The sequence below is a fragment of the Cupriavidus sp. 2TAF22 genome, assembly GCF_052115045.1.
GTDB lineage: Bacteria > Pseudomonadota > Gammaproteobacteria > Burkholderiales > Burkholderiaceae > Cupriavidus.
In genome coordinates this window covers 96,866-123,842 of the sequence record NZ_JBFRFX010000011.1, presented here as the reverse complement: position 1 = coordinate 123,842, position 26,977 = coordinate 96,866, and the positions used below count along the sequence as shown (strand labels likewise).

Genomic DNA, 26,977 nt, shown 5'->3' with positions numbered 1-26,977 from the left:
GGCGCGAACCTGGAGACAATGATGGAAATACGGCTTCACACTACCCCCGAACCCGACCAGGCGCCGCCGCGGCCTGATATCCAGCCGCCGGCAGTCCCGGATCCCGACCCGCCCACGCCGGTCAACGACCCGCCGCCGGGCGACCTGCCACCGCCGCCCCCGCAGCGGGCCCGGGCCGGCGGGTAGCTGGCTGGCAGCGGCAATCCGTCCGGGCGAAGGGTTGCTCCCTTCGCCCATGGAATGGCGCGGGGCCGGGGCAGGCGCGCCCTGTCCGCGGGCCATCGCGACAAGAAAACGGGGAGCTATCGCTCCCCATCTCTCGGCCATCTCCCGGCCGTGTTCCGGCCATGTTCCGGCCGTCTTCCGGCCTCCTCACGCAATCGCTACCGCCCCACCCAGGGATCGTAATGGTCGGCTTCCCAGTACGGCGAGGCCCCGTAGTACTCATGGATGCTGGTGGCCCATTGCGAATCCGCCATGGTCGGCCAGTGTTCCTTGTCGAAGCCTGGCGCGGCCTTGAGCTTTTCCTTGTCTACGCCGAGCACGAAGCATTTGCGCCGGGTGTCCAGCGTGAGCGCGGACCAGGGCAGCGCGAACAGTTTCCCGCCGATGCCGAGGAAGCCGCCGAACGACAGCACCGCGTAGGCCACGCGCCCGCCACGCACGTCGATCATGATGTGGTCGATGGTGCCGAGATCATCCCCGGCGGGGCCGATCACATTGTTGCCCTCCAGCGTGTCGGCGGCCATGACGAAGGGGCCGGGGCCGGTGCGGTCGGCCGGTAGTTCGCCGACGATGGCGGCGCCCGGGACGGGCGTGCCGGAACGGTTGGTTTCGATGGGATTCATCGGTCAGTTCTCCTGGATCATCAAGTGCGTCCTGCCGGCATGGCTGGCGTCAATGCGTATCGGGTCAATGCTTATCCGTCTTGCCCTTGCGATGCGCCGCAGGCTTGGCGCCGGCAGGCTGGTGTTCGCTGCCGGGCGTGAGGTGCCAGTCCTTGTCGTCACGCGGCGTGCTTGTCTGCTTCTCGGCGTGCATGGCCGCGCTGGGCGAAATGGGATCGCTGGCGGGAAAGGTCATGTCCAGCGATTCGTCCACCGCTTGCTGGTAGGTGGCCGGCTGCTTGTTCTCCTCGTCCTTGCCGGCAGCGCTCGCGCCGCGGGCATGGCCGTGGCGCTTGCCGGGCTTGGCGTGTTCCTTGTGGCTGGCCTTGTGCATGGTCGCTCCTCGATCAGGATTCGGAAATGCATGTCTTCATGCAAGCGGCGGGCCAAGCGGGAGGACAACCGGGACGACGGTCGGGACACACCCGGGAATGTGCTGGAATCGAAGGGGAAACGCGGCGCAAAAGCAAAGGAGCGAGCGAAGTGCGCGGCGTCGCTGCATGCCGGGGCGCCGGCTGGGCGCACCCGCCTGCAAGCACAGCCGCCGTGCACTTTATGCCGTAACCGGTAAAAACTACGGCACGGGCGCGGACTGGATGCTGTGCTTCAGGCGCGGGGAATATGCAGCGGGAAGCTCACCGCGATGCACACCGACTCGCCGTCCGTCGAACAGCCCTGCCCTACGGCCTCGATGCTGGCGCAGTGGGTTTCCACCAGGCGCCGGGTCACCATCAGGGCTGTACCCTGGCGCGGCGCGCCTGCCCCACCCTGCACCGGCCGGCGCCGGTGGAAGAAATCCGAAAGCACGGAAATGCGCTCATTCTTGCGCGCCTCGCTGGGCGTGCGACTCTCGGTGATGCGCAGCTTGACCTGGTCAGCCTCGCGTTCGAGCCGCGCCTCCACCGCATCGCCGGTACGTGCCTGGCGGATGCAATGCACCAGCAGGTGCCGCAGCAATGGCAGCAGGCGGCGCGGATCGGCGTCGATCACCAGCGGCGCGGCTCCCAGTGGTGCGTCCGCGCCGCCGGCGCGAAGCAGCACGCTGCGCCCCTCGGCAACGGGCCGCGTCGCGTCCATGGCGGTATCCAGCGCCGCGCGCAGGTCCACCTGCTCCCATTGCGGCGCACTTTCATCGGCCAGCAAGGCCACGGCCTCTTCCATGTGTTCGATGAGCGCTATCTGCTGCAGCATGCCGGTGCGGATCCCGGCCAGCGCGCGCTGCGCCGCGGTCGGGGGTGTTTCCAGCGTGTGATCGAGCACGTAAGCCCAGCTCTGCACCCCGTTGAGCGCGGAGCGCAGGTCATGCGCCACCTGGGCTATCAGGCTGGCGACTTCCGCGCTACTGCTGACCTCGCCGGGCGCGCAGCTGTCACCGGACTGGCCTGCGTCGCCACTGCCGTGCGTGTTCTCGGAGGGGGAATGTTGCTGCGACATCGAAACCTTTGCGGGCGGCCTGCTTGCCCAGTTGCCATGCAATAAGCATACCGCGTGCGCGGCACCCCTGCCTGCGCGCGGGCCGGGACCGCAATCCGGGCACCTGCCCGGCCAAATCTTGTCTACGATCAAGGGGAACAGGCGCGGCTGCGCCACACCCTGCGCCGCATCTGGCACCGCGCAGTGCGCTGCGCGCCAGCGCTTGCGCGCGGCATGCCCGCCCGTGATCGCGAACATGTCCCACAGGAGGATCCCGATGACGGCAGATACCGAGCCGAACGACCCGCTTGTCCCGCACGTCCCGAACGATCTCGGCAGCGCCAGGGCTACCAGGGCCCCGCACCCCGCAGCGCCCGCCCCTCATCCTGCCCACGACACGCGCACCGCGATGTCCAGCACCACGATCCGGCGCGCCTTCCTCGACCACTTGTTCTATACGCAGGCCAAGCTGCCGGGGCTGGCCAGCGGCAACGATCTTTACCAGGCTCTCGCCCACACCGTGCGCGACCGGCTGGTGCAGCGCTGGATCAGCACGGCCGAAGCCTACCTGGGCCAGCCATCGCGCACCGTGGCGTATCTCTCCGCGGAGTTCCTGATGGGCCCGCACCTGGGCAACAACCTCGTCAACCTTGGCATCCTCGACGAAGTGCGCGAGGCCATGACGGAACTGGGGCTGAACCTGGACGACATCCTCGCGCAAGAGGAAGAGCCGGGCCTGGGCAACGGTGGCCTGGGCCGGCTGGCGGCCTGCTTCATCGATTCGCTTGCCACGCTGGAAATGCCGGCGCTGGGCTATGGCATCCGCTATGAGTACGGCATCTTCCACCAGTCCATCGTCGACGGCATGCAGGTGGAGAGCACCGATACCTGGCTGCGCAACGGCAATCCGTGGGAAATCCAGCGCTCCGAATGGGCCGTGCAGGTCAAGCTCGGCGGGCATACCGAGCGCTACACCGACGACCGCGGGCACTACCGCGTGCGCTGGGTGCCGGACAAGACGGTGGTGGGCGTGCCGTTCGACTCGCCGATCCTGGGCTACCGCGTCAATACCGTCAACACGCTGCGCCTGTGGCGCGCGGAGGCCACCGAGGCCTTCGACTTCAACGTCTTCAACCGCGGCGACTACCTCGGCGCGGTCAGCAAGAAGGTGACCTCGGAAAACCTGACCAAGGTGCTCTACCCCAACGACGAAACCCAGCAAGGCAAGGAGCTGCGCCTGGAGCAGCAGTATTTCTTCGTCTCGTGTTCGCTGCAGGACATGCTGCGCCTGCTCGATGCGCACGACATCCCGCTCACGCGCTTTCACGAGAAGTTCGCGGTGCAGCTCAACGACACGCACCCGTCGATCGGCATCGCCGAGCTGATGCGCCTGCTGGTGGACGATCACGACCTGCCGTGGGACCACGCGTGGCAGATCACGCGGCAGGCCTTTGCCTACACCAACCACACGCTGCTGCCGGAGGCGCTGGAGCGCTGGCCGCTGCCGTTGTTCGGCCGCATCCTGCCGCGCCACCTGGAAATCATCTACGAGATCAATGCGCGCTTCCTCGACGAGGTACGCATCCGCTTCTACGGCGACGACTCGCGCCTGGCACGCCTGTCGCTGATCGACGAGCACCCGCCGCGCTATGTGCGCATGGCCCACCTGGCGTGCGTCGGCAGCCATGCCATCAATGGCGTGGCGGAGCTGCATTCGCGCCTGATGCAGCAGGATGTGCTCAAGGATTTCCACGAGATGTGGCCCGAGAAATTCACCAGCGTCACCAACGGCGTCACGCCGCGGCGCTGGATCGCGCTGGCCAACCCGCGCCTGACCAGGCTGGCGTGCGATGCCATCGGCGACGGCTGGATACGCGACCTGTCCGGGCTGCGCGCGCTCGAGCCCCTTGCCGACGACCCGGCCTTTCGCGAGCAGTGGCATGCGGTGCGGCGCGCCAACAAGATTGACCTGGCCGCGGTGATCCGTGATTGCACCGGCGTGGTGGTCGATCCCGATTCGATGTTCGACGTGATGGTCAAGCGCATCCACGAATACAAGCGCCAGCACCTGGCGGTGCTGCATATCGTCGCGCTGTACCACCGCATCAAGTCCGATCCGCATGCGGAGATCGCGCCGCGCACCTTCCTGTTCGCGGGCAAGGCCGCGCCCGGCTATCACTACGCCAAGCTGATGATCCGCTTCATCACCGCGGTGGGCGAGGTGATCAACCGCGACCCGCAGGTACGCGACCGGCTCAAGGTGGTGTTCCTGCCCAACTTCAACGTGACCCATGGCCAGCGCATCTACCCGGCCGCCGACCTCTCCGAGCAGATCTCGCTGGCGGGCAAGGAAGCCTCCGGCACCGGCAATATGAAGTTCGCCATGAATGGCGCCATCACCATTGGCACCATGGATGGCGCCAATATCGAACTGCGCGACCATATCGGCGCCGACAATTTCTTCCCCTTCGGGCTGACGGCGGCGGAGGTCTATGCGCTGAAGGCAGCGGGCTACCGGCCGGCCAGCTTTTACGATGGCAATGCCGAGCTGCGCGCGGTGATCGGGCTGGCGCGCCAGGGCTTCTTCGCCAAGGGGGACGCGGCGGTGTTCCAGCCGCTGTTCGACGGGCTGCTGCAGCACGATCCCTACCTGCTGCTGGCGGATTTCGCCTCCTACCTGCATTGCCAGCAGGATGTGAGCGCCGCCTACGCGGACCGCGAGCGCTGGCAGCGCATGTCGGTGCTGTCGTCGGCGCGCTCTGGCCATTTTTCGTCCGATCGTGCCATCCAGGAATACTGCTCGCGCATCTGGCATGTGCGCCCCGTGCCGGTGCCGCTGCTGCAGCAGGCCGGCGACGGTCTTGCCGCACAGCGCCGGCGGCGCCAGCTGGCCGATGCCTGAACCGGTGCCGGCCCGGGTGGCACCCACGCTAGCCTGGCGCCGAGCTGCCACCCTGTGCCGGACCCATCCCTGCCGCGCCGCCGGGGCTGGTGCCGTTGGCACGCAGCGATTCGGGCAGCTCGCCGCGCGAGGCATATTCTTCGAGCCGGTTGTAAAGCGTCTTGAGGCTGATGCCGAGGATCTCGGCGGCGTGCTTCTTGACGCCCGAGCATTGCTCGAGCGTGGCGAAGATCAGCTGGCGATCCGCGTCCGCCAGCGAGATGCCCACCGGCACCGACACCATCGCCGTGGCTGCCGAGGTGGTGGCCGCCACCTGCAGCGGCACGTGAGCGTCCGCGATCAGGTCCTGGTCGGCCATGATGTAGGCACGCTGCACGAAGTTGCGCAGCTCGCGCACATTGCCTGGCCAGGCATGCAACAGCAGGCTGTCGAGCAGTTCCGGCGCGAAGCGACGCCGGGTACCTTGCTCGCCGTTCAACTGTTCGAGCAGCGTATTGGCGATCTGCACCACATCGTCGCCGCGCGCGCGCAAGGGCGGCAGCTCGATCGGGAACACATTGAGGCGGTGATAGAGATCGGCGCGCAGTTTGCCTTCGGCCACTGCGTCCTCCGGATTGCGGTTGGTCGCGGCCACCACGCGCACATCGGCATGCAGTTCGCGATTGGTGCCGACCCGCATGAAGGCGCCTGATTCCAGCACGCGCAGCAGCTTGACCTGCAGCTCCACCGGCATCTCGGTGATTTCATCGAGAAACAAGGTGCCGCCGTTGGCCCGCTCGAAGTAGCCCTTGTGCTGGCGCTCGGCGCCGGTAAAGCTGCCGCGCTCATGGCCGAACATCTCGGACTCGATCAGCGTGGGCGAGATCGCACCGCAGTTCACTGCCAGGAAAGGCTGCCGGCGGCGCGCCGACAGTTCGTGCAGGCTCTGGGCGGCCAGTTCCTTGCCGGTGCCGCTCTCGCCCACCAGCAGTACGGTGGCCTCGGTGGGGGCGACCTTGCCGAGCTGGTCGTAGACCACCTGCATGGCTTCAGAGCTGCCCAGCAAGCGGCCAAAGCGGCCGTAGCGGCGCAACTCGCCGCGCAGGGAGTGGACTTCCGCCTTGAGGTCCCCGGTGGTGGCGATGCGCTTGAGGATGGTGCGCAGGCGGGTCACATTGATGGGCTTGACGAGGTAGTCCGTGGCGCCCAGGCGCAGGGCGTCCACCGCCGACTCCACGCTGGCGTAGCCGGTCATCAGGATCACTTCCACGCCGGCCGTGCCCACCTCGTTGAACAGGTCCATGCCGCTGCCGTCGGGCAGCTTGAGGTCGGCCAGCACGGCGTCCGGCATCTGCCAGCCCATCTGCAGGCAAGCCTCGCGCAGGTCGCCCGCGGTGGCTGAGGTAAAGCCTTCGGCCGCCACGATCTCCGACAGCGCAGCACAGGTATTTTCATCGTCGTCGACGATCAGGATGTGAGGCATATATTCCGTAGAAGCGCCATCGGCCAAAGGCATGATGCGACAAGCGGGCGCGGGAGATCCCCGCGGGTACGGCAGCAGCAAGCCTGGACATCTGTCAGGGAGCCGAGGGTCAGTCCGGGGTAAGTCATAGTTTATGCGGGCATGGGCGACAGCGATACCGGTGTCTGTCTGACAACACGACGCACGAGAAGCCGACATTGAGCTTTGTACGCAAAAGAGTGGCTTCGCGCCGCCGCAAGCGATAGCATTAGCTCAACCACTGCCTTGCCGCGGGCACCAGCGGATCACCCGCCGCTCCCGCGCCCCACGACACTGCCGATGACAAGCAGCCAGCCCACCGTCGCCACCTCCCCGCCCGCCACCGCGCGATCCGCGCAGGCAGGGGGTGCCCTGCCGCGCCGCGGCGCCGGGCAGGGCGCGGTGGCGTTGCTGTGGCAGAGCACTTCGCCGGTGATGCGGCATCTGCTCGCCCAGGTCGAACGCGTGGCCTGCACCGAGATCACCATGCTGGCCGTGGGTGAAAGCGGGACCGGCAAGGAACTGGTGGCGCGCGCGGTGCACGATCGCAGCGCGCGCCGCGCCGGGCCGTTCGTGGCGGTGAATTGCGGGGCGATTCCGGCCACGCTGATCGAGTCCGAGCTGTTCGGTCACGAAAAGGGCGGCTTCACCGGCGCCTTCCAGCAGAAGGCCGGCTATTTCGAACAGGCACGCGGGGGCACGCTGTTTCTCGACGAAATCACGGAAATGGCGCCCGACATGCAGATCAAGCTGCTGCGTGTGCTCGAGACCCTCACCTTCCACCGTGTCGGCGGCGATACGCAGATCGTGTGCGACGTACGCATCCTCGCCGCCACCAACCGCGACCCGGTCGAAGCCGTGCGCGAGGGGCAGTTGCGCGAGGACCTGCTCTATCGCCTGGCCGTATTCCCGCTGCATGTCCCCCCGCTACGCGAGCGTGGCGAGGACATCGCGCTACTGGCCAGGCATTTCCTGGCCGAGTTCAACGCCATGGAAGGCACCGAGAAGACGTTCTCGTCCACCGTGCTGGAGCGCTTGCGCCACTACGGCTGGCCCGGCAATGTGCGCGAACTCAAGAACACCATCTACCGCGCCTTTATCCTGGCCGACCGCGTGATCGATATCGCCAATCCGAACATCGCCACGCAGCCGCCACGCCCCGCGACACTCGACGGCTTCGTCAACGTACGCATAGGTACCTCGCTGGCCGATGCACAGCGCGAGATCATCCTGGCCACGCTGGCGCGCTATGACGGCGACAAGCGCCAGGCCGCCCATTCCCTGGGTATCAGCCTGAAAACCCTCTACAACCGCCTGGACAGCTATCGCGCCGGCTGACGTGCTGCCCGCGTGGCAGCACGACCGGCGCCGCGCCGACCGCCAGGTCGGCTGGCGCGCAGCCTGGCCTTGTCTCTCCCCGGTCACCTGCTGCGTGGCCGCCCCCTTCCCGCCTGCCGCCCTTTTCCGCCGTATCTGCCCGGGCGCCCTGTAGTTTTTACATCCCGTACGCGCCATCCGGCGCCGAAGTCTCGCCCTGCGCACCCGCCGCAACCGTGCGTGGGGCCTTGGTGCAGCCAGCGCCGCGGGTGTCAGGTGCCATGTCTGGCCGGGCCTGGCACGCGCTTCGCATAGCACCACTGGCGCACCTGGCTCCGCCGCTCAGCAACAAGCGGCGGGACCGGCGCACCCATGCGGCGCTCTCGGGTGCCGTGTGGGCCAAGCCTTGTCACAGCACCCCGCCGTCACGCCATCTCGTTCAGTCGCTCGCGTACCACCCGACCACCAGCACCCGCCGGTGGATGCAGAAGGAGTTTCACCATTGAAACCAAGCATGCAATTCCTGGCCGCAGAAACGATCCCGCAGGCTCGGACCGCAGGACCGGGGCCGGGGCCAGGTAAAGGCAAAGGTAAAGCGGCCCGCGGCCAGCCGGACCCATGCGGCGCGGCTCTGCATCGCACGTGCCTGTCCTGCGCTGCCGGGGGCGGTTTGTCCGCCGCCACGCCGGGCTCGCCACCCCGGCCTGCAGGCAAGCGGCGAGGATAGAACGTGCGGATCTGTCTGATCGGACTGTCCTCCTCCCGCCCCGGCGACGCGCCTGGTGCCGACACGCTGGCGCGCGCCGCGGCGCTCGGTTTCGACCATGTCCTGCTGGCCGGCTGGCCGGTCCTGCAGGCCCGGGGCGCGGCGCTGTCGCAGGTGGTGGCCGCATGCCAGGCGCATGGGCTCTCATGCCTGCTGGAGCTGGCGCTGGACCGGTATCCCGACGGCAGCGCCGGGCTGGAGCCGGCCTGGCGCGAGCCCACCGGCTTCGCAGCCGACCCGCGCGACACCGACAACCACCTGCCCGGTGCCCGCCTGCGCTGGCATGACCCGCAGGTGGCTGCCGCGCTGGTGCCCTGGTGGGGCGAGCAGCTGCGCACCCCGGTGGCAGCCGGCGTGGCCGGCTTCGTCTGCCGCGCGCCGGCGCGCGTGGCCGGGCGGCACTGGGCACAGTTGAGCGCCGGTGCCCGGCGTGCGGCACCGGGGCGCCATGTGTCGTTCCTTGCATGGACGCCGGGGCTGGCTCCCGGGCAGCTCGACGACCTTGCCCGGGGCGGCTTCGACGGCGCCTTCTGCTCGCTGCCGTGGTGGGATTTCCGCAGCCTCTGGCTGAGCGAGGAGATCGCCCGGCTGCGCCCTTTCGGGCGCGTGCTGGCCGCACCGGCACTGGAAGCGGGCGGCACCGACGCACTCGCTGCGCGCCGTGCCTTGTGGGCCGCCGCGGCCATCGGCGACGGCCTGCTGGTGCCGGCGGGCTTCGAGGCCGGCGGCGACGGCGCAAGCGCGCCGCCCTACGATCTCTCGCATGAGCTGATCCACGCCAACGCCTGGCTGGCCGCGCGCGGCGCGGCCCCGGCCCGCTCGCTGCGCCAGGTCAGCGGCGGCGACGCGGCGCTGACCGTGCTCGCGCGCACGGACGGGACTGCCGGCGATAACGCCGCCACGCTGGCCATCGTCATCAACCCGGACACGCTGCAGGCGGCTTCCCTCGGCGTCGAGCGCATCGTGGCCGCGCTGCCGCAAGGCGCCGGCACGCTGCTGCCTGCCGAGGGCGGTCCGGGCGGTGCGGATGCGGCGGCGGGCAGCGGGGGATTCTTGCTGGACGCCATGGCCACCATCGCCCTCGCGCCCGCCGGCATCCAGCTCTATCACAGCGTGCCCGGCCCGGCGCAGGCGGCCCCGGTGCGCCGCAACGGCAAGCGGGTTGCCGCCGCCGTGCGCGCCACGCTGGAGAGGAGCGTTGCCGCTGCCTTGCAAGCGCCGCGCATCGCCATCGAGAACGTGACGCCGGCCTGCGACGCGGGCCGCTTCGCGGTGCGGCGCGTGGCCGGCGAGCGCGTCGAGGTGGAAGCGGATATCTGGATGGACGGCCACGACAAGCTCGCCGCCGTCCTGCTCTGGCGCGGCCCCGGCGAGCAGGACTGGCACGAAGCGCCGCTGCTGGCGGGCGTCAACGACCGCTGGCACGGCAGCTTTCCGCTGCGCGGCATGGGCCGCCATGAATTCACCGTGGAAGCATGGCGCGACGCCTTCGGCAGCTGGTGCGACGAGGTCACCAAGAAAAAGCAGGCCGGCGTCGACGTGACGCTGGAAATCGAGGAAGGCGCGCGCCTGGTGGCCGCCACCGCCGGCGCCACCAGGGACACCCAGGCCGCGGTGCACGCCATCGCAAGCGAACTGCAGCAAGGCGCCGGCCACGCCGATAGCGATGCCCGCAGCGATGCCCTCCCCGATCCCGCGCGCGACATGCACCGCCTCGAACTCCTGCTCTCACCAAGCACGCGCGCGGCCATGCAGGCCGCCGACCCGCGCCCGTTCGCCACGCGCCACCCGGTGGCGCTGCCGGTGGAGGCGGACCGCCTGGCGGCGCGCTTCGCCAGCTGGTACGAGCTGTTCCCGCGTTCGCAGAGCGGCGACATGCAGCGCCACGGCACCTTCGACGACGTGATCGCGCGGCTGCCCGCGATCCGCGCGATGGGCTTCGACGTGCTCTACTTCCCGCCCATCCACCCGATCGGCCGCACCCACCGCAAGGGCCGCAACAACAGCCTGCGCGCCGCGCCCAGCGACCCGGGCAGCCCATATGCGATCGGCGCGGAGGAAGGCGGGCATGACGCCATCCACCCCGAACTGGGCACCTTCGATGACTTCCGCCGCCTGCGCGACGCCGCTGCCGCGGCGGGCCTGGAGCTGGCGCTGGACTTCGCCATCCAGTGCTCGCCCGACCATCCGTGGCTGCGCGAACACCCTGAATGGTTCGCCCACCGCCCGGACGGCTCGCTGCGCTATGCGGAAAACCCGCCCAAGAAGTACGAGGACATCGTCAACGTCGATTTCTACGGCACGCCGCCGTCCGACGCCACGCTGTGGACCGCGCTGCGCGACGTGGTGCTGTTCTGGGCGGGCCAGGGCGTGCGCATCTTCCGCGTGGACAACCCGCACACCAAGCCGCTGCCGTTCTGGGAATGGATGATCGCCGATGTGCGCGCGCAGTACCCGGACGCGCTGTTCCTGGCCGAAGCCTTCACGCGGCCCAAGATGATGGCGCGCCTGGCCAAGCTGGGCTTCAACCAGTCGTATACCTACTTCACCTGGCGCAACCACAAGCGCGAGCTCGTGGAATACATGACGGAGCTGACGCAGGGCCCGCTGCGCGAATACTTCCGCCCGCATTTCTTCGTCAACACACCCGACATCAACCCCTATTTCCTGCACGACAGCGGCCGGCCYGGCTTCCTGATCCGCGCGGCGCTGGCCACGTTGCTGTCCGGGCTGTGGGGCATGTACAGCGGCTTCGAGCTGTGCGAGGGCACGCCGGTGATGGCCGGCGGCGCGCCCAGGGAAGAGTACCTGGACTCCGAGAAATACCAGTTGCGCGCGTGGGACTGGCAGCGCCCGGGCAATATCGTTGCCGAGATCTCGCGCCTGAACGCCATCCGCGCCAGCCACCCGGCGCTGCAGAGCCACCTTGGCCTGCGCTTCTACCACGCCAGCGACGACGCGGTGCTGTACTTCGCCCGCTTCGTGCCGCGCGCCGCGCCGCTGCCGGGCACGCCGCCCGTCCCCGGCGCCTTCGACGGCGAAGTGCTGCTGGCCGCCATCAGCCTGGACCCGCGCGCCGCGCGCGAGGCGGCCATCGAGCTGCCGCTGTGGGAATGGGGCCTGCCCGACCACGCCGCGCTCGACGCCGAAGACCTGATGCACGGGCCCCGCTTCACCTGGCGGGGCAAGCACCAGCGCATCCGGCTGGACCCCCACGCGTTGCCGTTCGCGCTGTGGCGGGTGCGGCCGCTGCGCGAGGAGACAGCATGAAACGCCTGACCGAACCGGGGAGCGCCGCGCTGCTCAACGCCGATCCGCTCTGGTACAAGGACGCCGTCATCTACCAGTTGCACATCAAGTCCTTCTTCGATGCCAACGGCGACGGCGTGGGCGATTTCGCCGGCCTGCACGCCAAGCTCGACTACCTCGTCAACCTGGGGGTGGATACGGTCTGGCTGCTGCCGTTCTATCCGTCGCCGCGCCGCGACGACGGCTACGACATCGCCGACTACCGCAACGTCCACCCCGACTACGGCACGCTGGCCGAAGCGCGCCGCTTCGTGGCCGCGGCGCATGCGCGCGGGCTGCGCGTGATCACGGAACTGGTCATCAACCACACCTCGGACCAGCACCCGTGGTTCCAGCGCGCGCGCCTGGCCAAGCCCGGCTCGGCGGCGCGCAACTACTACGTGTGGTCGGACACCGACCAGGCCTACGCCGGCACCCGCATCATCTTCTGCGACACCGAGAAATCCAACTGGAGCTGGGACCCGGTGGCCGGCGCCTATTTCTGGCACCGCTTCTACTCGCACCAGCCCGACCTGAACTTCGACAACCCGCAGGTGCTGCGCGAGGTGATGTCGGTGATGCGCTTCTGGCTCGATATCGGCGTCGACGGGCTGCGGCTGGATGCCGTGCCCTACCTTGTCGAGCGCGAAGGCACCAGCAACGAGAACCTGCCCGAGACCCATGCCATCATCAAGCGCATCCGCGCCCACCTGGACGCGGAGTACAAGGGGCGCCTGCTGCTGGCGGAAGCCAATATGTGGCCGGAAGACGCCCAGCAATACTTTGGCGGACCGGGCGCGCCCGCCGCCTCCACGGCCCCCATCTCGCCCGCGGTGGCAGGCCGCACCCAGGGCGCGGGCCATGCCGCGCCGGCCGCCGGCGCCCCGCCCATGCACAGCGCGGGCGAGCTGAGCAACGAAGGCACCGCCGTGCCCGGCGACGAATGCCAGATGTCATTCCATTTCCCGCTGATGCCGCGCATGTACATGGCGATCGCGCGGGAGGACCGCTTCCCGATCACCGACATCATGCGGCAGACGCCGGAGATCCCGCCCAATTGCCAGTGGGCCATCTTCCTGCGCAACCACGACGAACTGACGCTCGAAATGGTGACCAGCTCCGAGCGCGACTACCTGTGGGAGGTCTATGCCTCCGACCGGCGCGCCCGCATCAACCTCGGCATCCGCCGCCGGCTGGCGCCGCTGATGGAGCGCGACCGCCGCCGCATCGAGCTGATGAACAGCCTGCTGTTTTCCATGCCCGGCACGCCGGTGATCTACTACGGCGACGAGATCGGCATGGGCGACAACATCCATCTCGGCGACCGCGACGGGGTGCGCACGCCCATGCAGTGGTCGCCCGACCGCAACGGCGGCTTCTCCCACGCCGACCCCGAGCGCCTGGTGCTGCCGCCGCTGCAGGGCCCGCTGTACGGCTACGAAGCGGTCAACGTGGAAGCGCAGGCCCGCGACCCGCACTCGCTGCTCAACTGGATGCGCCGCATGCTGGCCCTGCGCCGCCAGCACCGCGCCTTCGGGCGCGGCACGCTGCGCTTCCTGTTTCCCGGCAACCGCAAGATCCTGGCCTACCTGCGCGAGTTCGAAGGCGAGCACATCCTGTGCGTGGCCAACCTGGCGCGCGCGCCGCAGGCGGTGGAGCTGGACCTGTCCGCCTTCGCCGGCCGCGTGCCGGTGGAAATGCTGGGCGCCACGCCCTTCCCCGCCATCGGCCAGCTCACCTACCTGCTGACCTTGCCGCCCTACGGCTTCTACTGGTTCGTGCTGAGCAACGAAGCCCAGCCACCGTCCTGGCACGTCGATGCCCCCGAGCAGATGCCCGACCAGATCACGCTGGTGATGCAGAACGCCGCCCAGGCGGAACTCACCGAAGCCTCGCGCCGCACGCTGGCTAACGAAGTGCTGCCGCACTACATCGGCAGGCGCCGCTGGTACGGCGCCAAGGGCGAGCGCATCCGCAGCGTGGGCATTGCCTATGCCATCCCGTTCGCGCGGGGCACGGCCGGCGAGGAAACCTTCCTGTGCGAGATGGAGCTGGCGCTGGAAGGCCATACCGCCTGCTACCAGTTGCCGGTCGGCCTGTTGTGGGACCGCGACGGCGCCGGCGAAGGCGCCTCGCAGCTGGCGCACTCGCTGTCCATGGCCCGCGTGCGCAAGGGCAGCCGCGTGGGCCTGGTCACCGATGCCTTCGCGGTCGAGTGCTTTGCCCGCGAAGTGGTGCGCACGCTGCGCGCCGGCCGGGAGCTGTCCAGCCCGCGCGGCCCGATCCGCTTTCGCGGCGAGCCCGCCCTCGCAGGCCTGCCGCTGGAATCCGAGGAAGTGCAGTGGATGTCGGCCGAGCAGTCCAACAGCTCGCTGTCCTACAACAATACCGCCGTGCTCAAGCTGGTACGCCGCCTGGCCGGCGGCATCCACCCCGAGGCCGAGGTCACCCGCCACCTGAGCGCCAACGGCTACCGCAACTCCGCGCCGCTGCTTGGCGAGGTGGTACGTACCGGGCTGGATGGCACCCCGCATACGCTGATGCTGCTGCAGGGCTACATCCTGAACCAGGGCGACGCCTGGGGCTGGACGCTGGACTATATCGGCCGCGCCATCGACGACGCCGTGCCGTCCGAAGACCCCGAGGACGAATTCGGCGAGGCGCTCGGCGGCTACGCCGCGCTGGCCGGCACCCTGGGCCAGCGCCTGGCGGAGCTGCATGCGGTGCTGGCCCGCCCCTGCGACGATCCCGCGTTCGCGCCGGAAGCCGCCGGCGAGGCGCAGGTGCAGCAGTGGGCCGGGCAGGCCCTGGCCGAGCTGGAGCGTGCCATGACGCTGCTGGAGCAGCGCGCCGGCGAACTCGGCCGCCAGGCCCGCAACGACCGCTTCGCCGCAGATATCGACACGCTGCTTGCGGCCCGGGCGCACCTGCCGGCGCTGGTGGCGCGGCTCGCCGCGGGCGCGCCCGGCAGCCTGCAGACGCGCATCCACGGCGACTTCCACCTCGGACAGGTGCTGGTCGCGCAGAACGATACCTACCTGGTCGATTTCGAGGGCGAGCCGGGGCTGCCGCTGGCGTGGCGGCGCCGCAAGACGTCGCCGCTGCGGGACGTGGCGGGCCTGCTGCGTTCGATCGACTATGCCGCCGCCACCGTCGGGACCGACCGCCACGAACGCACCCATGCCGCGCTGCCGCCGGCCCTGGCCCAGCGCCGCGAGGCGCTGCTGGACCGTTTCCGCCAGACTGCCAGCGAGGCCTTCCTGGCGGGCTACCGGCAGGTGGCGGCCGGCGCGCAGCAGCCCTGGGTGCCAGCCGGGCAGGTGCAGGCGCTGCTCGACCTGTTCCTGCTCGAACGCGCTGCCTACGAGGTTGGCTACGAGGCCGCCAACCGCGTGGCCTGGATCGACCTGCCGGTCAACGGGCTGGCGCGGCTGGTGCGCAAGCTGACCGGCGTCACCGGGGATGCCGATGCGCAAGACTGACAGCGCCCCGCCACGCGCCATGCCTACTCCCGCGCCGGCCCTGGTGCCGCCCTCCATGCCACCCTCGCCGCCCTCGCCGCTGCCAAACGCGAGCGATATCGAAGCCCTGCTGGCCGCGCGCCACGCCGATCCCTTTGCCGTGCTCGGCCCGCATGCGGGCGCGCGCGGCACCGTCGTACGCGCCTGCCTGCCCGGCGCCCGGGCAGCCTGGCTGGCCGCCCCGGACGGCACCCGCCTGGCCGGGCTGGAACCGCTGCACCCTGGTGGCGTCTTCGCCGGGACCCTGCATGCCGCACGCGCCGGCGCGGCCGACTACCGACTCGGCATGCGCTGGCCGGACGGCAGCGAACAGCTCAGCGCCGATCCCTACGCCTTCGGCACCCTGCTGGGCGACCTGGACCTGCACCTGATCGCCGAGGGCCGCCACTTCGAGCTGAGCAGCTGCCTGGGCGCGCAGGCGCAGGAGCTCGATGGCATCCCGGGCGTGCGCTTCGCGGTGTGGGCGCCCAATGCCCGGCGCGTCTCGGTGATCGGCGATTTCAACGGCTGGAACCCGGCGCGCCATCCCATGCGCCTGCGCCACGGCGCCGGCGTGTGGGAGCTGTTCATCCCCGCCGGGATGGGCGCCGCGCCCGGCAGCCGCTACAAGTTCGACCTGCTGGGCGCACACGGCGAGGCGCTGCCCGACAAGGCCGACCCGCTGGCGCTGGCCACCGAGGCGCCGCCGGCCACGGCCTCGGTGGTCGCCGAGCCGGGCCGCACCGCGCCGCCCTACGCGTGGACCGACCAGGCCTGGATGCGCCGCCGCGCCGGCACCGACCCGCATGCCGCGCCGATGTCCATCTACGAGCTGCACGTGCTGTCCTGGCTGCGCGAGGTCAACGACCCCGTGCGCGGCTGGGAGCGGCTGGCGGCGCGGCTGGTGCCCTATGTGCAGGAACTCGGCTTCACCCACATCGAACTGATGCCGGTGATGGAGCATCCGTTCGGCGGCTCGTGGGGCTACCAGCCGCTTTCGCTGTTCGCGCCCACCGCGCGGCTGGGCCCGCCGCAGGCCTTCGCCGCCTTCGTGGACCGCTGCCACGAGGCCGGCATCGGCGTGATCCTGGACTGGGTGCCGGCGCACTTCCCCACCGACCCGCACGGCCTGGCCCGATTCGACGGCACCGCGCTGTACGAGTACCAGGATCCGCGCGAGGGCTTCCACCAGGACTGGAACACACTGATCTACAACCTGGGCCGCAACGAGGTGCGCGGCTTCATGCTGGCCAGCGCGCTGCACTGGCTGGAGCACTATCACGTCGACGGCCTGCGCGTGGATGCGGTGGCATCCATGCTCTACCGCGACTACAGCCGCGAGGCCGGCCAGTGGCTGCCCAACCGCTTCGGCGGGCGCGAGAACCTGGAGACGGTGGCCTTCCTGCGCGAACTCAATACCGTGGTGCGCGAGCGCTGCCCGGGCGCCATGACCATCGCCGAGGAGTCCACCGCCTGGCCCGGCGTGACCGCACCGGTGCAAAGCGGCGGCCTTGGCTTTACCTTCAAGTGGAACATGGGCTGGATGCACGACACGCTGCGCTACCTGGCGCACGACCCCGTGCACCGCGCCTGGCACCACCAGGACATGACCTTCGGCATGGTCTACGCGTGGTCCGAAGCCTTCGTGCTGCCGATCTCGCACGACGAAGTGGTGCACGGCAAGGGCTCGATGATCGGCAAGACGCCCGGCGACGACTGGCAGCGTTTCGCCAGCCTGCGCGCCTACTACGGCTTCATGTGGACCCACCCCGGCAAGAAGCTGCTCTACATGGGCGCCGAGTTCGCCCAGTGGCGCGAATGGAACCACGACACGGAGCTGGACTGGCCGCTGCTTGAGCAGCCCGCGCACCGCGGCATGCAGGCGCTGGTGCGCGACCTCAACCGCATGCACGCCACGCTGCCGGCCCTGCATGCGCTGGATCACCGCCCCGAAGGCTTCAGCTGGGTGGTGGGCGACGACAGCCGCAACAGTGTGTTCGCCTACCTGCGCCGCGCCGCGCCGGGCGGCCGCGAGGTGGCGCTGGCGGTGGTCAACATGACGCCCTTGGTGCGCCCCGACTACCGCCTGGGCGTGCCGTTCGCCGGGCGCTGGCTCGAATGCCTGAATACGGACGCGGCCATCTACGGCGGCGGCAACGTCGGCAATGGCGGCGAAGTGCTGGCCACCGACGCGCCCTCGCACGGGCAGCCCGCCTCCCTCATCCTCACCATCCCGCCGCTGGCCACGCTGGTACTGCGCTTTGCCGACGATCCGGCAGGCGGCGCCGCCGAAGATTTCGCCAACCGAGGAGCCTGACCTTGCCCCTTGCCCCTGCCACCCGCATGCTGCCAGGCAAGCCGTACCCGCTGGGCGCGCACTGGGACGGACTCGGCATCAACTTCGCCGTGTTCTCGGCCAATGCCGCCCGCATCGACCTGTGCCTGTTCTCGGACAACGGCCGCAAGGAACTGGCCCGGCACACGCTGCCGGAATGCACGGACGAGGTCTGGCACGGCTACCTGCCACACGCCGCGCTGGGCACGGTCTATGGCTACCGGGCCTTCGGCCCCTACGAACCGGCGCACGGGCACCGTTTCAACCCGCACAAGCTGCTGCTCGACCCCTACGCGCGGCAACTGAGCGGACCGGTGCGCTGGTCGGACGCGCTGTTTGGCTACCGCCTGCAAAGCGCGCGCGCGGACCTCACGCCCGATCGCCGCGATAGCGCGCCCACCATGCCCAAGGCCGTGGTGGTGGACGCCAGCTTCCACTGGGGCGACGACCGTTTCCCGGCGGTGCCGTGGGAGCAGACGGTAATCTACGAAGTGCATCCGCGCGGGCTGTCGATGCTGCGCCACGACCTGCTGCCGCATATCCGCGGCACCTTTGCCGGGCTGTGCGACCCGCGCTTTGTCGAGCACCTGAAAAAACTGGGCGTCACCACCGTGGAACTGCTGCCGGTGCATGCCTTCCTGCAGGATCGTTTCCTGCTCGAGCGTGGGCTGCGCAACTACTGGGGCTACAACACGATGGCGTACTTCGCCCCGGAGCCGGCCTATCTCGGCAACGGCCAGCTCAACGAGCTGAAGGTGGCGGTGCGGCGCCTGCACGCGGCGGGCCTGGAGGTCATCCTCGACGTGGTCTACAACCACACCTGCGAAGGCAACGAGCTGGGCCCCACCGTCTCGTGGCGCGGCCTGGACAATGCCAGCTACTACCGCCTCATGCCCGGCGACGAGCGCCACTACATCAACGACACCGGCTGCGGCAACACGCTCAACCTGTCGCACCCGCGCGTGCTGCAGATGGTGATGGATTCGCTGCGCTACTGGGTGGAGTGCTTCCACGTGGACGGCTTCCGCTTCGACCTGGGCAGCACGCTGGGCCGCGAAGGCACCGGCTTCGACCCCGGCGCGGGCTTCTTCGACGCCATCCTGCAGGACCCGGTGCTGTCGCGCGTCAAGCTGATCTCCGAGCCCTGGGATCTCGGCCCCGGCGGCTATCAGGTCGGCAACCACCCGCCCGGCTTTGCCGAGTGGAACGACAAGTTCCGCGACACCGTGCGCCGTTTCTGGCGCGGCGACGCCGGCCAGCGCGGCGACCTGGCGGCGCGGCTGGCCGGATCGGCCGACATCTTCGACCGCCGCCACCGCAAGCCCTGGGCCTCGGTCAACTTCATCACCGCGCACGACGGTTTCACGCTGGCCGACCTGGTCAGCTACAGCGCCAAGCACAACGAAGCCAACGGCGAGGACAACCGCGACGGCACCGACGACAACGCCAGCGCCAACTGGAGCCCGGACGGCAGCGCCGAAGGGCCCACCGGGGATCCCGCCATCCAGGAAACGCGCGGGCGCGTGGCGCGCGCGCTCATGTCCACGCTGCTGCTCTCGCACGGCACGCCGATGCTGACCGCCGGCGACGAATGGTGCCGCAGCCAGCACGGCAACAACAACGCGTACTGCCAGGACGGCGAACTGTCCTGGCTCGACTGGGAGGGCGCCGACGCCCCGGCCGGGCGCGCCATGACTGCCTTCGTCAGCCGCCTGCTGGCGGCGCGCCGGCGCTTGCATGCCTTTGCCGAGACCGGCTTCGCCCATGGTCGCCGGGAAATCGAACCCGGCCTGGCCGATATCGCCTGGTTCGACACCGACGGCGAGCCGCTCACCCCGGAGCAATGGTCCGGCAGCGAGGGCCGCACACTGGCGCTGCGGCGCGCCGCCACCGCGCCGGGCGGCCAGGTCCAGGTGACCTTGCTGCTGTTCAATGCCGGCGGCGAGGACGCCGATTTCCACATGCCAGAACCGCGCCAGGACTGGCGCCTGCTGCTCGACAGCAGCCGCCCGGAATCGCCCGAGGCATCCGCCGGCACGCCCGTGCGCGTGCCCGCTCATGCGGTGGTACTGCTGCTGGCGGTGYCGGCCGACGAAGCGGATTCGCAATGGAGCTAGCGACCCGCGCATCAACGGCCGGAGAAGGAGGCCGCATCATGAACGCTGTGCCATCGGTGGCGACACCCGCGCCGCTGCAATCTTTCGGGCCCCATCGTCTCGCGGACGGGCGCATGTGCTTCCGGCTGTGGGCGCCGGACGCCACTGCCGCCGGGCAGCCGATCCGCCTGGAGATCGCCGGCATGGGGCCGGTACCGATGTGCGCGGCGCCCGGGCCGGACGGGGACGAAGGCTGGCTGGAGGCCATCGCCCCCTGCTGTCCCGACGCCCGCTACTGGTTCCGGCTGGACGACGGCAGCACCGTGCCGGACCCCGCCAGCCGCGCGCAGGCCACCGATATCGGCGGCGCCAGCCTGGTATGCGATCCGGCCGCCCATGCGTGGTGCCACCCCTTCTGGCGCGGCCGCCCCTGGCAAGAGGCCGTGATCTATGAAATGCATGTCGGCTTGTGCGGCGGCTACGCCGGCGCGGCCCGCCAGCTGCCGCGCCTGGCCGCGCTCGGCTTCACGGCGGTGGAGCTGATGCCGCTGGCCGAGTTTCCCGGCGGGCGCAACTGGGGCTATGACGGCGTGCTGCCGTTCGCGCCCGAATGCAGCTATGGCACGCCCGCGGCATTGCGCGCGCTGGTGGACTGCGCACACGGCCTGGGCATGGCCGTGCTGCTCGACGTGGTCTACAACCACTTCGGCCCGGAGGGAAATTGCCTGCACCAGTACGCCAGCGCATTCTTTCGCGACGACATGCGCACGCCGTGGGGCCCGGCCATCGATTTCCGCCGCCCCGAGGTGCGCCGCTTCTTTACCGAGAACGCCCTGTACTGGCTGGAGGACTTCCGCTTCGACGGCCTGCGCCTGGACGCCGTGCACGCCATCGTCGACGAAGGCTGGCTGCGCGAACTGGCCGGCGAGATCCGCGCGCGCCATCCCGACCGGCATATCCACCTGGTGCTGGAGAACGACCACAACGACGCCGGCCTGCTCGCCGCCGGCTACGACGCGCAATGGAACGACGACGGCCACCACGCGCTGCACGTATTGCTGACCGGCGAGCGCGACGGCTATTACGGCGACTACGCCATGCCTGCCTGCGAGGGCCCCGTGCAGGGCGAGGGCACGCCGCACGCGGCGGCGCTGGGACACCTCGCGCGCGTGCTGGCCGAAGGCTTCTCCTACCAGGGCGAGGCCTCGCCCACGCGCAGCCAGCCGGCCAAGCCCGTGCACCGGGGCCAGCCCAGCGCCGCGCTGCCCCCCACCGCCTTCGTGCTGTTCCTGCAGAACCACGACCAGACCGGCAACCGGGCCATGGGCGAGCGCCTGGCCACGCTGGCCGGCGCCGACGCCCTGCGCGCGGCGGTGCTGCTGCAGTTGCTGTGCCCGCAGGTGCCGCTGGTCTTCATGGGCGAGGAATTTGGCGCCACCACGCCCTTCCTGTACTTCACCAGCCATCCGCCTGCGCTGGCCGAGGCGGTTCGCGAGGGCCGCCGGCGCGAGTTCGGCGCCGTGGCTGCATTCTCCGACCCGGCCCGCGCGGCGCGCATACCGGATCCGAACGACCCGGCCACCTTCGAGGCCTCGCGCCCGCGCCTCGAAGGCGACAACGCCTGGAGCCACTATTACGGCGCCCTGCTAGCCACGCGCCACCGTGAACTGGCGCCGCGCCTGGCAGGCTGCATGAGCGCGGGCGTGCGCATCCTCGGCGAACGCGCGCTGGCGGCAAGCTGGCGGCTCGGCGACGGCGCCCTGCTCACTGTCTGGATCAATCTCGGCGATGCGCCGGTGCCGGCCGTGCTACCCGGCCTGCCGCCCGCGATCCCCGCGCGGCTGCTGGCGCAGAGCCGCCAGGACGCCTTGCAGGCGCTGGCCGCTGGTACGTTGCCGCCGGCCTGTGCCATCGCCTGCCTGGGCGGCGGCAGGCACCAACCCGCCTAGCGCAGCCCGCCATGGACACGGATCCCCTTGACGGGCAACCCCTGCGCGCCGCCGGTCCGCGCGATCCGGCACTGCAGCCGCTGCACGCACTGGCCGGGCGTGCCGGCCTGATGGTGCACTGGGAAGACGCCCAGGGCCGCGCGCGCGAGGTCGAGCCCGATGTGCTGCGCGCCATCCTGGCCGCCCTGGGGCTGGCCAGCGCCACCGCCGGGCAATGCGAGGCATCGCGGGCGCAACTGGCGGCCGAAGACGCGGCCCGGGCTTTGCCCCCGCTGCTCACCGCCAACCAGGGCCACCCCGTGGCGATACCGCTGGCGCATACGATTTCGCGGCTTCCCTACCGGCTCGAACTGGAGGACGGCACCGTGGTGAACGGCACCGCGCGCCCTCATGCCGATGGCGGCATGCACGTAGCGGCCATCGCTGCCATCGGCTATCACCGACTGCTGGTCGGCGATGCCGAGCTTACGCTGGCGGTGGCGCCGGCCCGCTGCTTCGGTGTCGCCGATGCCTTGCGCGCGGGCGCTGGCGCCAGCGCGGCCAGCCACAGGCGGCCCTGGGGCCTGTCTGTGCAGTTGTACTCGCTGCGGCACGGCGCGCCAGCCGGCCTTGGCGACCTGACCACGCTGGCCGCGTGCTGCGAGGCCGCCGCTGGCGCGGGGGCGGACGCCGTCGCCATCAATCCGCTGCACGCGGGCTTTGCCGCCCTGCCGGAGCGCTACAGCCCGTATTCGCCTTCGAGCCGGCTGTTCCTTAACCCGCTCTACGCGGATCCCGCTGCCGTCTTTGGCCAGGGCGCCGTGGACCGGGCCGTCGCCGCGCTTGCGCTGGGCCGCATCATGCCGGCGCTGGAAGCCCGCGCCGAAATCGACTGGCCGGCGCTGGCGCGCGCGCGCAATGCCGTCATGCAGTGGCTGTGGCAGCATCGCGCCACGTTGCTGCCGGCGCGCGCGCTTCAGGCATTCACGGCATTCCGCCTGCGCCAGGGCGCCGCGCTGGAGGCGCACGCGCGCTTCGAGGCGCTGCAGGCGCAGCGCGTGGCCACGGCCGGCAGCCCCGCCGAAGCCGCCGCCGCGGCCGACTGGCGGCAATGGCCAGTCACCGAGCRCGCGCCGGCATCGGTCGCGCTCGAAGCCTTCGCCAGCGCGCACGCGGATGCGGTGGGCTACCACGCTTTCGCACAGTGGCTGGCGGCCGACGGCCTGGCCGCATCCCAGCGCCGCGCGCGCGCCGCCGGCATGGCGATCGGCGTGGTGGCGGACCTGGCGGTCGGCACCGATGGCGGCGGCAGCCACGCCTGGACCCGCCAGGGCGAGATCCTGGCGGGCGTCTGCGCGGGGGCGCCACCGGATCTGTACAACCCGCTGGGCCAGGGCTGGGGAATCTCCGTATTCTCGCCGCGCGCGCTCCGGCACGGCTTTGGCGCGTTCATCGAGATGCTGCGCGCCAACCTCGGCCCGGTCGGCGGCCTGCGCATCGACCACGCGCTGGGGCTGGCGCGCATGTGGCTGGTGCCGGACGGCGCGCCGCCCGCCGCCGGCGCCTACCTTCGCTTTCCGTTCTCGGACCTGCTGCGGCTTGTCGCGCTGGAGTCGTGGCGCCATCGCGCCATCATCGTGGCCGAGAACCTCGGCACGGTACCGGCCAGCTTCAACGAGAGCCTGGCCGCGCGCGGCATGCTGGGCATCGACGTGCTGTGGTTCGAGCGCGCCGGCCCCGAGGCATCGGCCCACGCGCCGGCGCGGCTGCCCGTGGAAACGCCCGCCGCAGGCGCCCCTGCCGTGCCGGATTTCCTGCCGCCCGAACGCTGGCCTGCCGAAGCGGTGGCGACCACCACCACCCACGACCTGCCCACCGTGGCCGGCTGGTGGTCGGGGCGGGACATCACGTGGCGCGCCCGGCTGGGCCAGCTCGGTGCCGGCGAGACCGAGGCCAGCGCGCTGGCCGCCCGCGCCCGCGACCGCACCGCGCTGTGGCGGGCGCTGGCGCAAGCGGGGCTGGTGCTCGGGCCCGAAGCCGCGCCGGGCGACGCCCCGCTCGACGCCGTGCTGGCGTGGCTCGGACGCGCCGCCACGCCGCTGCGGCTGGTGCCGGTGGAAGACCTGCTGGGCGCGCGCGAGCAGCCCAACCTGCCCGGCACCATCGCCGGCCATCCCAACTGGCAGCGGCGGCTGGACGCCGACGTACGCACGCTGTTCGATGCCTGGCCGGTACGCCAGCGCGTTGCCGCGCTACGTGGCCCGGGCGGCGACGCCGGGCCTTCCCGCCAGCCGCCGCCCCGCAAGGAGAAACGCTGAATGCCCCAACCCTGCCTGCCGCCACGCGCCACGGCGCGCCTGCAGCTGCATGCCGGCTTCACCTTCGAGCATGCCGCGCAGCAGGCCGGCTACTACGCAGCGCTTGGCGTCAGCCACCTTTACCTGTCGCCTGTGTTCGCCGCGCGGCCCGGCTCCACGCACGGCTACGACGTAACCGATTTCCGCGTGATCAACCCCGAGCTGGGGGGCGAGGATGGCTTCTACCGCTTCGCCGAGTGCGCGCGCGAACATGGCCTGGGGCTGGTGCTCGACATCGTGCCCAACCATATGGCGGCCAGCCCCGCGCACAACCCGTGGTGGCGCGACGTGCTGGCGCGCGGCGCGCAGAGCGCGTACGCCCATCATTTCGACATCGACTGGCATTCGCCCGACCCCGACCTGCATGGCCGCGTGCTGTTGCCGGTGCTGGGCAAACCGTACTGGGATGCGCTGTGCGCCGCGGAGCTGACGGTGCGCTTCGACCAGCAAGCCGGCCAGCCGCTGCTGTGCTACGGAGGCCAGACGCTGCCGCTGGCGGAGGACACCTTCGAGCCGGACACGGCCGCGGCGCTGCCTGCCCTGCTCGATGCGCACCAGCCCGAGGGCCGCGCGCGCCTGCACGAGTTGCTGGAGCAGCAGCACTATCGGCTGGCCTGGTGGGCCACCGCCGCCGACGAGCTGAACTGGCGGCGTTTCTTCGAGGTGAGCGACCTGGTCGGCATGCGGGTGGAACAGCCGGCGGTGTTCGACGCTGTCCATGCCCTGGTATTCGCGCTGTTCCGCGACGGCTGGATCGACGGTGTGCGGGTGGACCACGTGGACGGGCTGGCCGACCCGGCCGCCTATTGCCAGCGCCTGCGCGCCCGGCTCACCGCGCTCGCGCCCGAGCGGCCGCCGGGGCGCGCCGTGCAATGCCCCTGGCTTGTGGTCGAGAAAATCCTCGCGCCCGGCGAAGCGTTGCGCGCCGACTGGCTGGTGGACGGCACTACCGGCTATGACTTCATGGACGCCGTGTCCGCACTGCTGCACGACGGCGACGGCGCCGCCGGGCTCGATGCGCTGTGGCAACGGATGAGCGGCGAGACGCGCAGCGTCGAAGCACAGGTGCAGGCGGCCCGCGCCCATTTGCTGTCGCATCACCTGGTCACCGAATTCGAGGGCGCGAGCCGCCGCCTGCATGCCTGCGCGCGCAGCGAGCCGGCTACGCGCGATCTCACGCTGGCCAGCCTGCGCCGCGCGCTGGCCGCCCTGCTGGTGCCGCTGCCGGTCTATCGCACCTACTTCAGCGAACGCCTGCGCTCGCGCGAGGACAAGGCCGTGCTGGAGCGCGCCGGCGCTGCCGCGCACGCCGTGCTGTCCGCCACCGACCGGCCCGCGCTGGCGCACCTGCTGTCATGGCTGGCCGATCCTGCCCGCGACAGCACGGCGCTGCGCGAGGCGCGCACGCGCGTGCAGCAATTGATGCCGCCGCTGGCAGCCAAGGCGGCGGAAGACACCGTGTTCTACCGCCACGGCCGCCTGCTCTCGCGCAACGAAGTGGGCAGCGACCCGGCAACCCTGGCCCTCACGCCCGAGGATTTCCACGCGCGCATGGCGCAGCGGGCGCAGGCCTGGCCACAGGCCATGCTGGCCACCGCCACGCACGACCACAAGCGTGGCGAGGATGCACGCATGCGCCTGGCGGTGCTGAGCGAGTTGCCCGGTGAATGGGCCCGGGAGGTGCGCGACTGGGAGCAGCAATGCCAGCCACTGCTGGCACGCCTGCCGTGCGCGCCCGACGCGGCGGACCGCCTGATGCTGTACCAGACGCTGGTCGGCGCATGGCCGGCGGCGCTCGATCCCCGCGACACCGACGGCGTGGCGGCACTGCTCGCGCGGGTGCGCGAGTGGCAGCGCAAGTCGATCCGCGAAGCCAAGCGGCACGGCACCTGGACCAGCCCGGACAGCGCCTATGAGCAGGGCAGCGCGGATTTCCTCGCGACGCTGGCGCACGACCGGGACGGTGGGCGCGGCAGCGTGCTGGCGCGGATCGCCGCCTTCGCCCGGCGCATCGCCGTGCCGGGCGCCGTCAACAGCCTGAGCCAGACGCTGCTGCAGCTTACCGCGCCGGGCGTGCCCGACCGCTACCAGGGCACCGAAGACTGGGACCTCAGCCTGGTCGATCCCGACAACCGCCGCCCGGTGGATTTCGACAAGCTGCGCGCCGGCCTGGGCGATGCCGCGGGCTGGCCCGCCTGGCTGGCCAGCTGGCAGGACGGCCGCCTCAAGCTGCAACTGATCCGCAGCGTGCTGGCGGCGCGCCGCGCGCATGCCGCGCTGTTCGCCGCGGGCGACTATCGCCCGGCCGCGCTCGGCGGCGCGCTGGCGGCGCACGCCGTGGCGTTCGCGCGCCGCCATGGGCAGGTGCAGGCACTCGTGGTGGCCACCCGGCTGGCCGCGCACCTGAGCGATCCCGGACAGCCCCGGGTCGCGCGCGAGCATTGGCGCGACACCGCGCTGCAGGCCGGGCATGGGCAGGACAGCCAGTGGGTGGACGTACTGACCAGCCGGCCCCTGCTCGCTCGCGCGGGTCGCCTGCCGCTGGCGGAAGTCCTGGAGATGCTGCCGGTGGCATTGCTGCTGCGCACTCCGTGACAACGTTTGCAGCACATCCGAAAAACTATTCCCCTCTCAAGTGGGGAAGCCGTGAAGCGCCGAACTGCGCAGACTGGTTACCCAATGTCGTCAAGCCAATGCGCCCCGGCGCG

13 protein-coding genes are annotated in these 26,977 nt (G+C 70.6%); 9 read left to right on the top strand and 4 right to left on the bottom strand.

Annotated elements, in window-relative coordinates:
- Window positions 1-383: 383 nt before the first annotated feature.
- The 3 genes from AB4Z48_RS15240 to AB4Z48_RS15230 form a co-directional block, all read right to left on the bottom strand.
- Window positions 384-848, bottom strand: coding sequence for a PRC-barrel domain-containing protein (locus AB4Z48_RS15240; RefSeq protein ID WP_441615282.1), 465 nt, complete (start codon window positions 846-848; stop codon window positions 384-386).
- A gap of 64 nt (window positions 849-912) precedes the next feature.
- The gene (locus tag AB4Z48_RS15235) at window positions 913-1,221 is read right to left on the bottom strand and encodes a hypothetical protein (RefSeq protein ID WP_441615281.1); all 309 of its coding nucleotides are present in this window, start codon (window positions 1,219-1,221) and stop codon (window positions 913-915) included.
- Between the two features lie 272 nt (window positions 1,222-1,493).
- Entirely contained in the window at window positions 1,494-2,321 is an 828-nt protein-coding gene (locus AB4Z48_RS15230) for a sensor histidine kinase (RefSeq protein ID WP_441615279.1), read from the bottom strand.
- Between the two features lie 388 nt (window positions 2,322-2,709).
- Between AB4Z48_RS15230 and AB4Z48_RS15225 the strand changes: the two genes are divergently transcribed.
- Window positions 2,710-5,202: a glycogen/starch/alpha-glucan phosphorylase gene (locus AB4Z48_RS15225; protein ID WP_441615432.1), complete on the top strand. Its 2,493-nt coding sequence runs from the start codon at window positions 2,710-2,712 to the stop codon at window positions 5,200-5,202.
- 28 nt (window positions 5,203-5,230) lie between these two features.
- On the opposite strand, the gene AB4Z48_RS15220 is transcribed toward AB4Z48_RS15225, so the two are convergent.
- On the bottom strand, window positions 5,231-6,664 hold the full coding sequence (locus tag AB4Z48_RS15220; RefSeq protein WP_441615277.1) for a sigma-54-dependent transcriptional regulator: 1,434 nt from the start codon (window positions 6,662-6,664) through the stop codon (window positions 5,231-5,233).
- A gap of 318 nt (window positions 6,665-6,982) precedes the next feature.
- Here AB4Z48_RS15220 and AB4Z48_RS15215 point away from each other — a divergent pair, with 318 nt between their 5' ends.
- The 8 genes from AB4Z48_RS15215 to treY all read left to right on the top strand — a co-directional run bounded on the left by AB4Z48_RS15215 (window position 6,983) and on the right by treY (window position 26,864).
- On the top strand, window positions 6,983-8,020 hold the full coding sequence (locus AB4Z48_RS15215) for a sigma-54 interaction domain-containing protein (RefSeq protein WP_441615275.1): 1,038 nt from the start codon (window positions 6,983-6,985) through the stop codon (window positions 8,018-8,020).
- 709 nt (window positions 8,021-8,729) lie between these two features.
- Window positions 8,730-12,035 (top strand): maltotransferase domain-containing protein, encoded by a 3,306-nt coding sequence (locus AB4Z48_RS15210; protein ID WP_441615274.1) that lies wholly within the window; start codon window positions 8,730-8,732, stop codon window positions 12,033-12,035.
- Complete coding sequence (locus AB4Z48_RS15205; RefSeq protein WP_441615272.1) at window positions 12,032-15,535, top strand: putative maltokinase; 3,504 nt, start codon at window positions 12,032-12,034, stop codon at window positions 15,533-15,535. Before AB4Z48_RS15210 ends, AB4Z48_RS15205 begins: the two co-directional genes overlap by 4 nt.
- A 55-nt stretch (window positions 15,536-15,590) precedes the next feature.
- Window positions 15,591-17,870, top strand: coding sequence for a 1,4-alpha-glucan branching protein GlgB (gene glgB / locus AB4Z48_RS15200; RefSeq protein ID WP_441615430.1), 2,280 nt, complete (start codon window positions 15,591-15,593; stop codon window positions 17,868-17,870).
- 26 nt (window positions 17,871-17,896) lie between these two features.
- Window positions 17,897-20,005: a glycogen debranching protein GlgX gene (gene glgX / locus AB4Z48_RS15195; protein ID WP_441615428.1), complete on the top strand. Its 2,109-nt coding sequence runs from the start codon at window positions 17,897-17,899 to the stop codon at window positions 20,003-20,005.
- A gap of 38 nt (window positions 20,006-20,043) precedes the next feature.
- Complete coding sequence (gene treZ, locus AB4Z48_RS15190) at window positions 20,044-21,933, top strand: malto-oligosyltrehalose trehalohydrolase (RefSeq protein ID WP_441615271.1); 1,890 nt, start codon at window positions 20,044-20,046, stop codon at window positions 21,931-21,933.
- Between the two features lie 11 nt (window positions 21,934-21,944).
- On the top strand, window positions 21,945-24,230 hold the full coding sequence (gene malQ / locus AB4Z48_RS15185; protein WP_441615269.1) for a 4-alpha-glucanotransferase: 2,286 nt from the start codon (window positions 21,945-21,947) through the stop codon (window positions 24,228-24,230).
- Window positions 24,231-26,864 carry a malto-oligosyltrehalose synthase gene (gene treY, locus AB4Z48_RS15180; RefSeq protein ID WP_441615267.1) on the top strand — a complete coding sequence of 878 codons (2,634 nt, stop codon included), beginning with the start codon at window positions 24,231-24,233 and terminating at the stop codon, window positions 26,862-26,864.
- The last annotated feature ends 113 nt before the right edge of the window (window positions 26,865-26,977 follow it).

Excerpts from the sequence above, each read along its gene's own strand:
- AB4Z48_RS15240 (WP_441615282.1), bottom strand. The coding sequence starts at position 848 with ATGAATCCCATCGAAACCAACCGTTCCGGCACGCCCGTCCCGGGCGCC.
- AB4Z48_RS15235 (WP_441615281.1), bottom strand. The coding sequence starts at position 1,221 with ATGCACAAGGCCAGCCACAAGGAACACGCCAAGCCCGGCAAGCGCCAC.
- AB4Z48_RS15230 (WP_441615279.1), bottom strand. The coding sequence starts at position 2,321 with ATGTCGCAGCAACATTCCCCCTCCGAGAACACGCACGGCAGTGGCGAC.
- AB4Z48_RS15225 (WP_441615432.1), top strand. The coding sequence starts at position 2,710 with ATGTCCAGCACCACGATCCGGCGCGCCTTCCTCGACCACTTGTTCTAT.
- AB4Z48_RS15220 (WP_441615277.1), bottom strand. The coding sequence starts at position 6,664 with ATGCCTCACATCCTGATCGTCGACGACGATGAAAATACCTGTGCTGCG.
- AB4Z48_RS15215 (WP_441615275.1), top strand. The coding sequence starts at position 6,983 with ATGACAAGCAGCCAGCCCACCGTCGCCACCTCCCCGCCCGCCACCGCG.
- AB4Z48_RS15205 (WP_441615272.1), top strand. The coding sequence starts at position 12,032 with ATGAAACGCCTGACCGAACCGGGGAGCGCCGCGCTGCTCAACGCCGAT.
- glgB (WP_441615430.1), top strand. The coding sequence starts at position 15,591 with ATGCCACCCTCGCCGCCCTCGCCGCTGCCAAACGCGAGCGATATCGAA.
- treZ (WP_441615271.1), top strand. The coding sequence starts at position 20,044 with ATGAACGCTGTGCCATCGGTGGCGACACCCGCGCCGCTGCAATCTTTC.
- treY (WP_441615267.1), top strand. The coding sequence starts at position 24,231 with ATGCCCCAACCCTGCCTGCCGCCACGCGCCACGGCGCGCCTGCAGCTG.